Origin of the sequence: Citrobacter sp. Ca225 (genome assembly GCF_030337175.1) — a bacterium.
Classification (GTDB): domain Bacteria; phylum Pseudomonadota; class Gammaproteobacteria; order Enterobacterales; family Enterobacteriaceae; genus Citrobacter_A; species Citrobacter_A amalonaticus.
Window position 1 is genome coordinate 25,092 of the sequence record NZ_JAOWCD010000066.1, and the last position, 8,768, is coordinate 33,859.

Consider the following 8,768-nt stretch of genomic DNA (forward strand, 5'->3'; position numbering starts at 1 on the left):
TTTATCAGAAGCGCCGGTAGCGAAACAACTCTTTGCCCTGGTAAAGTGCCACCAGGTCGTCATATTCCGGCTTCTTCTGGTTGGGCTTAAAGGTCACTACCGTGCCCGGACGGCACAGATCTTTTACGGTGAGACCGAATTTCTTATCCGGAGTAATAGTGAATCCCTTCGACACATCGTTGCGCATGATAGTTATCCAGCCCCACAGGCCACCTTCGCAGTCTTTAAAGGGGGCTGAACGAACTGTTACCATCCCACCCAGGCGGTCAACAGACATGGCTTCGCATTTTCCGGTAACCTGACGATGCGCATCACACCAGAAAATATTCCCGTTGTTGTCATTGACGACTGCAGGTAGCGTCCGGTTATAGGGCTGGGCCTGAGCCCCTGCACAGAGCAGAAGGCTGCCGGTAATGCCCAGTATTTTAATCAGTGTTTTCATTACGTTGGTCCTTAACAGAGAAAGTATCAGGTAGCGGTGATTCAGGCCCAGACGGTCAGGGCCAGCATCACAAGCCATACCCAGAAGTAAGCCGGTTTCTGACCGAGGTTTTTCGCCCGACGCCACAAATAGAACGGCACCAGCCAGGCCAGTTTGCCGAACATGGTGGTATCCACTCCGGCCTTACGCAGGCGTCGTTCATCGAGATACCCCAGAGCGATATTGAGCAGCAGCGTGATAAACCAGTACTGCCCGCCCGAGACAGCCTCATATGCCTCGTCAAAAGACATTCCGTTCAGCCCTGCAGTCCACAGCTCGAGCGCATAACCAATGAAGGGAGCAAATGCCAGCGTCCATACCACTCCGCCCGGAATGCGACTCCCCGGCAGCGCTGGTGGTGTGGTGCTGTGGAGCAGCGCCGAAGCCAGCGGGGTAGCGGAGACCGGTTGCCAGTCCAGCATGCCCTGTCGCCACACCAGCGTGGCAGCGGTGAGTTCACCGCGCTTAATCAGGCCTGTGATGTCGTCTTCGGTCACATTGTCGTGACGTATGCCATTTTTCTCGTAATGCCAGGTCATTGTTTTTCCTTCTTAACAGAGGTAATTAAATCAGTGTGTTGCCCTGCTCCTCCTCAGAGGGTCCAGGAGACAGGACTTCGCGAATACAGCTGAAGTGCGGAAGAGCCCGGATAAAGCCCGTCTGTGTGGTTAACTGGCTGAGACGTTTTCGCGGGGTAAAAGTGGTGTTCAGGACTGTCACCGCATGGATGGTCGCCAGAGGATGCACGGTGATATACCCGTTAAGTTCACCAGTGAGATACCAGCAGCCGTCGAGTGATATCAGGCGGTACGGGGCCAGCCCGTTACAGCGCTCTCCCTCGGCCAACAGCAGCACCCGCTGGCAGGCGGTTATGGCACTGACGAGACGGTAGAACACCAGTGAGATGGCCGGGGACACAGACTGTGGCGGCTGCCATACCAGACACGGCATCCCTCCTGCAGTGAGCAGCATGCCCGCCAGACGCCGGTCCAGCCCCGGAAAAATATCGGCCAGTCCTGCCCGGTGAGCAAAGGTCAGCGCATCCAGCTCGCCCTGTACGCCTCCACCGGTACTGCGCAGGCGGCATTGCCCCCGTCGATACTCAAGGTCGAGGTACATCAGCCGTTCGCGAAAATCCCGTCGCAGGGTACGGACTGAAACACCAAACTCTGCAGCCAGCCGCGCCATGTTCAGCGTTTCACCGGCAACCAGGCGGCTGATTATCAGTGACAGCCTGACAGCCAGCCGGTCGTGACGGCGCTCTGCCTGTGTCATCTCGAATCTCCGTAATAGTTAACTGACTGAATATGAAATGATTCTAAAGAAGGGGGCGGACAGGGTATGGACATGGAATGAACTATTTTTTATCTGCCTCCGGAAGCAGGCCCGACGCGGCACACCGTGAAATACGGTGAAAAAACGCTCAATCCAATGGAGGCAAAACGGACAGGGAGTGTCCTTTCCTAACATCCTGATAACAAGCTCAGGACTGAAACCCACTCAGCATCGCTTCCGCCATTACCCACAGCGCCCGGTTGAGCTTCACATCGCCGTCGATACCGCGCACTGCGCGGGTATGCGTTCGCCCACCTTTTGCACTCCGGCCACTAAGCCCGCCTTTAATCAGGTTCTCCTGAATACGCTGGTATGTGGTCCACAGATCATTGCTCTCATCCTGCCAACGGCGTGGGGAGAGTATCTGAGGTGCTGTCACCGGCTGGTGGTCCTCACCAAAACGGTACGTCAGTGCAGCCTGTGCCAGAGCCTGTTGTGCAGGTGGCGGCAGCATCAGCGACTGCATGGCATCCCGCTTCTCTTCCACACGGTCAAAAATACCCAGCACTTCATACGCCCCTTCAATCACCTGACTCACCACATCCCCTTTGTGCGGCACCCGCACCTCGCCAAACGACTCACCGCAGACGAGTCCGTTCTGGCATACCGCACGAAATAATCCCGGCAGCATCTGATACGAGCTGGAGCCATCATGGGAGTTGAGCAGAATAATTTCCGGGACCTGCTTGCCGGTAATTTGCCCCTCCCTACGCAGGCGCAGCATATGCTTTGTATGCTCGCGACGCCCAGGGTCACGAACACGGGTCTGGCAGGCAAAGAAAGGCTGGAAACCTTCCCGCTGTAAGCTCTCGAGAAGAGAGATGGTGGGTATATATGTATATCGTTCGCTGCGGGATTCATGTTTGTCTTCGCTAAAAACGCTAGGTACCACACGAAACAGCTCTTCACGGGTTAACGGACGGTCACGACGAATAAGGTTTGCTGCGCCAAAGCGCGAAGCCAGACGGGTCATAAGCAGACTCCTCATGATGGAAGAATAAAAACAAAAAGCCCTGTCGCATAATCGCGACAGGGCTGAGGAAATAATGGGTTAGCAGGAGCGATTCAGAAGAAGAAGTTCCAGACTGTACGAGCGACCGATACCACGATGTCGCGTACAGACTGGATGACTGTCCGAACCGGAGCTGGTATCAGGGGCATGGAACTTACTGCGTCTAGTACCGAGCCGACCGTTTCACCAAAATCGTCACGGGCTTTTTTATTAACGGCATCGGTACGAAGTGGAGCACTAAGCTGTACCGCCACCGGACTACTGGCCTCGCGTGGCAGGCAACGAATCATCCGTTCAACCATCACCCGCAGCCCCCACTGCAAACGTACCGACACCGCGCAGACAGGGTTTACAGGTTGGAAGAGTTCATGCAACTGGCAGATTTTACGGCTGATATTTTGTTTCTGTTCCGTGGATAAGTGTTTCCCGCAGCTGGTGGGCTCAGCCTTATCGGCCTGACTGATAACAAACAGAACCTTATGCCGGTAAGACTCACCGATCACCTGATGGTAAAAATGTTCATCCACCGCCAGCGCCCGATCATCACCCTTAATCAACCACAGCACTAGGTCCAGTTGGGGAAGCTGTTCGTGATACAGTGCAGTGTATTCAGCATCGCGTAAGCTACTTTCCCCCACGCCAGGTAGATCAACAAGGGTCATAACGCGCTCGCCTACTTGCAGGCTAAACCGCAAGGGGTCGCGTGTGCAGGCGACCACATCACTGACCGGTGATATATCTCCGGCAAACAGGGCATTGCACAGACTACTCTTTCCCGCCCCGGTTTTACCCATGATGCCGATCACCGGTTCATAGCAGGTTAGCTGTTTTATCTGCTGCAGAATACGATCCGATATCCAGTGCGGTAACTCAGAAAGTGAGTTATGTATTGGCTGGAAGCCTTCAGAATATTTCATTACTGCTCCTTTAAAAATAGAAACAAAAACGGCAGAACTGTGAGATCCTGCCGTTAATTTGATATACTCAAGGAGATGATATATATCTGAAAATTTCTGGATTGATGGATGGACATTAGCCGGTTAAATCCAAAATCAGCCAAGAATATTATTTTTAATCTTTATTTACGATTCTAACATATTCATTGTCAATAAGTCTCACTAGTATTTCCATTTCTGACTCACCATATCCCTCCGATAACTTAGCCAGTTTTTTCTTTGATTTTGCTGGCAATGTCGCAAGGTCAATAGCCTTTTTCGGCTGCATCCTTCTAACTTGCTGGGCCCAGGCTTTCTCAAGCTCAGTCATTAATATTTTCTTATGGCCTTGAGGTGATTGAGGAGACTCCATTAACTTCAGAAAGTGCTGATTTACTTTTTTACGTTTGCTTTTAAGCTCTTCAAGTTGTTCATTCGTCCAACCATTCCATAAATCAAAAGTCGCACAGATAAAATACCATCGTTGATAATTGTTAAGAGGATTTAGTGGGGGGGAAACTCCTTTGCTCTTCAGCGTATTCCATACCCAAATACATTGCTCTTCATTTTTAACATCCATCCACGAGAACGCTTCAGGAAAATCAGCATAGACAGCAGACCAGGCTTTATTTATTTTTTTCATTAAAGCAACGGGGTCATCTATTTTAGGGTTTAATAATGTCTCTGTAATGTATTCAAGGATATCTTCCACTCCAGCAAAATCAGACATAAAACCAGGAAAAAAAACGCCGTTGGCGGGTTTATTTTTTACAGTGGAAATATCAAATTTTCTTAGAAGCTCATCTAAGTCTATCTCAGGGGATTCTCGCCTGTTGGAATGTGACAGCAGCAAACTGTTTTTTTCATCTGCTTTCGTGGTCTTTGATTCAGATTTTTGAAGAGAATCTAAATCGGTGTTGGTCGTCATTCCCCCAATAACAGGCCAGTCATCTCGCGGATGACTGATCTTCATGGTAATCCTTTCTGTACCGAGAGCCTTTGCTGATAGAGGGTTAATATCATGTTCAGCTTTCGGTACTACCAACTGACCTCTTATTTTTTCGAAATAAAGAGCGAGGAAAAAAAAATAAAAAAAGGATGCCCGAGGCTCTTTACCTAACCATTTTAGCTTGTTTTTTAATCGCGCACGTTTTTCTGCAGCCTGCTTTTCAAGCCTAATCAGCTCTTTCGCAACACGTGCTTTTTCCCAATCATGGCTTCCTTCATCTGACTCTTTTTTGTTCATACTATCTCCAATCACATAGATTTTCAGTACTTTTATATACTAAAAAAGAAGACATAGAGTAGATAGAATGGAAAAAATCAACCTTAAATCACATAAAAAACAAACGAATTCCGTAGGAAAAACGTAGCATCGAAAAACAGTAAAAAATAAAATATCAATGAGTTACACAGAAAGAAAACTTTATGAATAAACGAAAAATCTGTCTGTACAAGCTGATTTCTCATCAGCCGAGCAAAAGTTAGGGAACGTTTCTTCATGATGCCAAGATTTAGATATGTAGAACCCAATGTTGTAGATACAAAATTTGACAGCATCTTAGGAAAGTCTGCGGGCGATCATCTCCCCTTTTTTTACGTGACTACCGGTACGTATGCCGGAGCGGGCAGCAGTCATTCATAAGCCGACTCCGGTACCCATTCAGCTACCGGAGAATCCAATTATGGCCAGTAAACCTTCCCTGTCTGAGGACCAGTTCGTCGATATGACTTTTATCACCCGCCTGCTGGGTGTCAGTGATAAATGGATTTACCAACTCATCAAAGATGGCATATTTCCAAAACCCATCAAACTGGGACGAAGTTCCCGCTGGTTGCAAAGTGAAGTCGAAGCCTGGCTGCAGGCCCGTATTGATGCATCCCGCCCTCAGCGCTAAACCCTTTCCCGTTCGTTAACCCAAACCAGTGCGTCATCTCGTATCCGCTTCTTGCGGAGGCATACGGCTGCATGTCAGTTACTCATTTAAGGAATATCAGAAATGAACAATTCGCCATTACTCAACCATTACCAGGTCTGGCTGGATGATTTTACCCGCGTCAGTCTATTACACGGTTTATGCCAGCAGCACATCACACAGTGGCACAGGCTGGCGATAACCGCCTGCCCGATGCCGGAGGGTAGCGTAACAGAAGTCGTCATTCCACATTGCCTGCTGCCAGTCACCCGCACCGACCAACTAGAATCCTGTTCTGCCGCCCCCGGTCTGACGAAACACACCGATTATTCCCTTCTGCCCGGCGTGCTGCTCAGCGAATGTTACCGGCTGGGGAAAAGCCGTCTGGCGGACCAGTTACAGATGTTATTCCGGCTGCATGTACAGCCAGGCATACGCCAGACGCTGACATTGCTGTGCTGGTGTGAACTGGTAACGGGCAAGGATATGAAGGAATGGTATGAGCTGCATCTGTCGCTTCCCGACACTCTGAAGCAATGGCTGGCAATAAAACAACGGACATACCGGGGCCTTAAGACTCTCACTGATGATTACATCCGTGTCACCCGGCCAGTGTGAGAGCCGGATCATGCAGATACCCAAACGCTATATTGCACAACGTAAAACAGGTGAGATTGTCGCAATCAGCCAGCTTAATTTGATTGATGACGAATGGTTATGCCACCATTACCGGTGCCCGTTGATTTTCCATCCCCCCACCAGAGCATCACCGCCCTAGTTCGAACACGGCATACTTCAGGGACAACCGGAAGCACTGCTGCAATGCCCTTATCTTGCTCTCGTCAATGGAAAGCCTTCAGCAGTGACGAAGCTACAGCGCTTTCTGGCACAACTCCCACCGGTCAATACGACCACCCGTTGGCAATGCAACATGTGCGGTTTGACGTATGGAGGCAGAAAAAAATGCCCTCAGTACGGAACAGGTATATACAGTCGAGAGGAATAAATAGGGCTTTAGGACCTAACTTATCGTCCGTATTATTTCCCATCGCAAAGGAACTACCCGGGGGAATATTAATTTCGGTTAATTAATATAATTAATACTCACTCCCTGTTTGTAATCAAGTAATCAACTACTGTCCGCAGCCAGTTCTATCTGCTGCCTGTAATCCACCTACAGTCGCTTGTTTTCCCTGTTATGGATTTCTCTTCAGCATCTCAATTCAATGCTGTGGTACTCAAACAGAAATACTGCGATGCCCGCTTCAGGGCATCGACACTATCCCACATATTAATTCAAAACTGATCCTGCTATCGGCGATCAGGAGATAACGCTATGAAAAATCGCAACTGGACATCGGACTGGTTTATGAAATCTGTCCTTGATATGCATATTAACGCAATGGTCAATCGCTATTCCTGTCTGAGGGTAATACGGCTGGATCTTTTCTATCAAAAAAATACCTTTAAATATCGCCACCCGGATCACCGCCAGTTGGAGCCTGACGTCCGTCAACTCATGGATATGATGATGAGTATGTCCGCAGTGGTGGGTTATTTCTGGGTAATTGAATGGACCGAGGATCACCTGTTCCATGCGCATGTGGCTTTCTGGCTGGATGGTAATAAGACTCAGAAGCCCTTTTTCTGGATGGAGAAGGCCGGGGCATGCTGGCGTGAAATCACGGAACATGACGGCTGTTACTATCGTTGTGAACATAAACCGAACTACGAATCCGATATCAATATACCGGTGCACTACAGCGATCCGGGAAGCATTACCAACATGCGCCAGGTACTGGAGTACATGACCAAGATTGAACAGAAGAATGATTTATTACTGTACGGGTGCAACGAAGTACCCGATCGCCCATTAACCGGACGTCCCCGAACCGGTACAGAGGAACGGATTATCTGAGCTTATTTACGTCATCTTCCCATCGTTTGAACCACCGCATCTCTTGTTAATTCTTATCCCTCACACTTAACACATATGGCGTCTGTCTGCCCTTGCGGGACGGCTTACGCCTGCGTGTTGTCTGACAGGAACCTGAAATATGTTTGCCAAATCTTTTATCGCTCTCGACGGTAACGGTCGCCTGACCGGTGCCCGTACTGCGCAAACTGCACTCTACGACCGCTACACCTGCCATTTTTGCAACAGCGCACTGCAATACCATCCTGAGTACGAAACTGAGCGTCCGTGGTTTGAGCACATCGAAGCGGGCCTTACCGATAATGGTCAGCAACATTGCCCTTATGTGAAACTTGATGCGGGTGAAAGTCAATTAACCAGACGGCTACAGCGCTTCCTCCCCAATGTTATCCCCAGAGTCAGTAAAGCCGACTGGCAGTGCACACAATGCAAGACCAATTACTATGGTGAACGATACTGCCTGATTTGTCGTACTGGAAACTTCAGCCTTCCAGCAACTGTGGCAACATGAGAATGCTGAGGTTTTTTCTTGTCGCCAATCTTTAAACCATTAAGTGGGAACCACGCGCAGCGATCAATGTTGGGCAGTGGCCGGCGATAACCCGCAATTTAGTTGCATACTCAGCCTGCACATAGGCTCACACTCGAAAACAGCCCGGATTAAGCTCGACCGGAATATTTTTGTCTATCAATAGAGTAGTGGTAACTAACTCAGAAATGCTAGGAAATCCTGGTTCTTATTGTTACTGTATAACAAAAAATGAGGTCACCATGAAAACTACGTTATACAAAGATTTCACCTTTGAAGCTGCACACCGTCTTCCCAATGTTCCGGAAGGCCATAAATGCGGCCGCTTACACGGCCACTCTTTTGTCGTGCGCCTTGAGATTACCGGTGAAGTGGATAAGCATACCGGTTGGATTATCGATTTTGCCGAACTAAAAGCAATTTTTAAACCGACTTTAGATAGGCTGGATCATTACTATCTCAATGACATTCCAGGCTTGGAAAACCCCACCAGCGAAGTGCTTGCTGAATGGATTTGGAATCAGATTAAGACACAACTCCCGATCCTTAGCGCAGTTGTCGTGAAAGAGACATGCTCCGCAGGCTGCATCTACCGTGGTGAATAACAATAAAGAATAGCAGAAG

12 protein-coding genes are annotated in these 8,768 nt (G+C 49.1%); 6 read left to right on the top strand and 6 right to left on the bottom strand.

The window, feature by feature from the left end:
* Positions 1-4: 4 nt before the first annotated feature.
* The 6 genes from OGW13_RS09825 to OGW13_RS09850 all read right to left on the bottom strand — a co-directional run bounded on the left by OGW13_RS09825 (position 5) and on the right by OGW13_RS09850 (position 5,009).
* On the bottom strand, positions 5-442 hold the full coding sequence (locus tag OGW13_RS09825) for a hypothetical protein (RefSeq protein WP_096889663.1): 438 nt from the start codon (positions 440-442) through the stop codon (positions 5-7).
* Positions 443-483: 41 nt separating this feature from the next.
* On the bottom strand, positions 484-1,020 hold the full coding sequence (locus OGW13_RS09830; protein WP_096889665.1) for a DUF4339 domain-containing protein: 537 nt from the start codon (positions 1,018-1,020) through the stop codon (positions 484-486).
* A 25-nt stretch (positions 1,021-1,045) separates the two neighbouring features.
* The gene (locus OGW13_RS09835) at positions 1,046-1,756 is read right to left on the bottom strand and encodes a DeoR family transcriptional regulator (RefSeq protein ID WP_096889667.1); all 711 of its coding nucleotides are present in this window, start codon (positions 1,754-1,756) and stop codon (positions 1,046-1,048) included.
* A 208-nt stretch (positions 1,757-1,964) separates the two neighbouring features.
* A complete protein-coding gene (locus OGW13_RS09840) occupies positions 1,965-2,789 on the bottom strand; it encodes a DUF932 domain-containing protein (protein WP_096889669.1) in 825 nt (274 codons plus the stop codon).
* A gap of 92 nt (positions 2,790-2,881) precedes the next feature.
* On the bottom strand, positions 2,882-3,745 hold the full coding sequence (locus OGW13_RS09845; RefSeq protein WP_096889671.1) for a GTPase family protein: 864 nt from the start codon (positions 3,743-3,745) through the stop codon (positions 2,882-2,884).
* 154 nt (positions 3,746-3,899) lie between these two features.
* A complete protein-coding gene (locus OGW13_RS09850; protein WP_096889673.1) occupies positions 3,900-5,009 on the bottom strand; it encodes a hypothetical protein in 1,110 nt (369 codons plus the stop codon).
* A gap of 439 nt (positions 5,010-5,448) precedes the next feature.
* On the opposite strand from OGW13_RS09850, the gene OGW13_RS09855 reads away from it, so the two are divergent.
* The 6 genes from OGW13_RS09855 to queD all read left to right on the top strand — a co-directional run bounded on the left by OGW13_RS09855 (position 5,449) and on the right by queD (position 8,749).
* Positions 5,449-5,661 (top strand): helix-turn-helix transcriptional regulator, encoded by a 213-nt coding sequence (locus tag OGW13_RS09855; RefSeq protein WP_023301385.1) that lies wholly within the window; start codon positions 5,449-5,451, stop codon positions 5,659-5,661.
* Between the two features lie 102 nt (positions 5,662-5,763).
* Entirely contained in the window at positions 5,764-6,297 is a 534-nt protein-coding gene (locus OGW13_RS09860; RefSeq protein WP_096889675.1) for a secretoglobin family protein, read from the top strand.
* Positions 6,298-6,541: 244 nt separating this feature from the next.
* Positions 6,542-6,685 (top strand): putative zinc ribbon protein, encoded by a 144-nt coding sequence (locus OGW13_RS09865; RefSeq protein WP_250221237.1) that lies wholly within the window; start codon positions 6,542-6,544, stop codon positions 6,683-6,685.
* 330 nt (positions 6,686-7,015) lie between these two features.
* On the top strand, positions 7,016-7,597 hold the full coding sequence (locus tag OGW13_RS09870; protein WP_137512780.1) for a YagK/YfjJ domain-containing protein: 582 nt from the start codon (positions 7,016-7,018) through the stop codon (positions 7,595-7,597).
* Between the two features lie 139 nt (positions 7,598-7,736).
* Positions 7,737-8,126 (top strand): putative zinc ribbon protein, encoded by a 390-nt coding sequence (locus OGW13_RS09875; RefSeq protein WP_032175796.1) that lies wholly within the window; start codon positions 7,737-7,739, stop codon positions 8,124-8,126.
* A gap of 260 nt (positions 8,127-8,386) precedes the next feature.
* Positions 8,387-8,749, top strand: coding sequence for a 6-carboxytetrahydropterin synthase QueD (gene queD, locus OGW13_RS09880; protein ID WP_032175795.1), 363 nt, complete (start codon positions 8,387-8,389; stop codon positions 8,747-8,749).
* Positions 8,750-8,768 lie beyond the last annotated feature (19 nt).

Coding starts and splice junctions, on each gene's coding strand:
- OGW13_RS09825 (WP_096889663.1), bottom strand. CDS start 442: ATGAAAACACTGATTAAAATACTGGGCATTACCGGCAGCCTTCTGCTC.
- OGW13_RS09830 (WP_096889665.1), bottom strand. CDS start 1,020: ATGACCTGGCATTACGAGAAAAATGGCATACGTCACGACAATGTGACC.
- OGW13_RS09835 (WP_096889667.1), bottom strand. CDS start 1,756: ATGACACAGGCAGAGCGCCGTCACGACCGGCTGGCTGTCAGGCTGTCA.
- OGW13_RS09840 (WP_096889669.1), bottom strand. CDS start 2,789: ATGACCCGTCTGGCTTCGCGCTTTGGCGCAGCAAACCTTATTCGTCGT.
- OGW13_RS09845 (WP_096889671.1), bottom strand. CDS start 3,745: ATGAAATATTCTGAAGGCTTCCAGCCAATACATAACTCACTTTCTGAG.
- OGW13_RS09850 (WP_096889673.1), bottom strand. CDS start 5,009: ATGAACAAAAAAGAGTCAGATGAAGGAAGCCATGATTGGGAAAAAGCA.
- OGW13_RS09855 (WP_023301385.1), top strand. CDS start 5,449: ATGGCCAGTAAACCTTCCCTGTCTGAGGACCAGTTCGTCGATATGACT.
- OGW13_RS09860 (WP_096889675.1), top strand. CDS start 5,764: ATGAACAATTCGCCATTACTCAACCATTACCAGGTCTGGCTGGATGAT.
- OGW13_RS09870 (WP_137512780.1), top strand. CDS start 7,016: ATGAAAAATCGCAACTGGACATCGGACTGGTTTATGAAATCTGTCCTT.
- OGW13_RS09875 (WP_032175796.1), top strand. CDS start 7,737: ATGTTTGCCAAATCTTTTATCGCTCTCGACGGTAACGGTCGCCTGACC.
- queD (WP_032175795.1), top strand. CDS start 8,387: ATGAAAACTACGTTATACAAAGATTTCACCTTTGAAGCTGCACACCGT.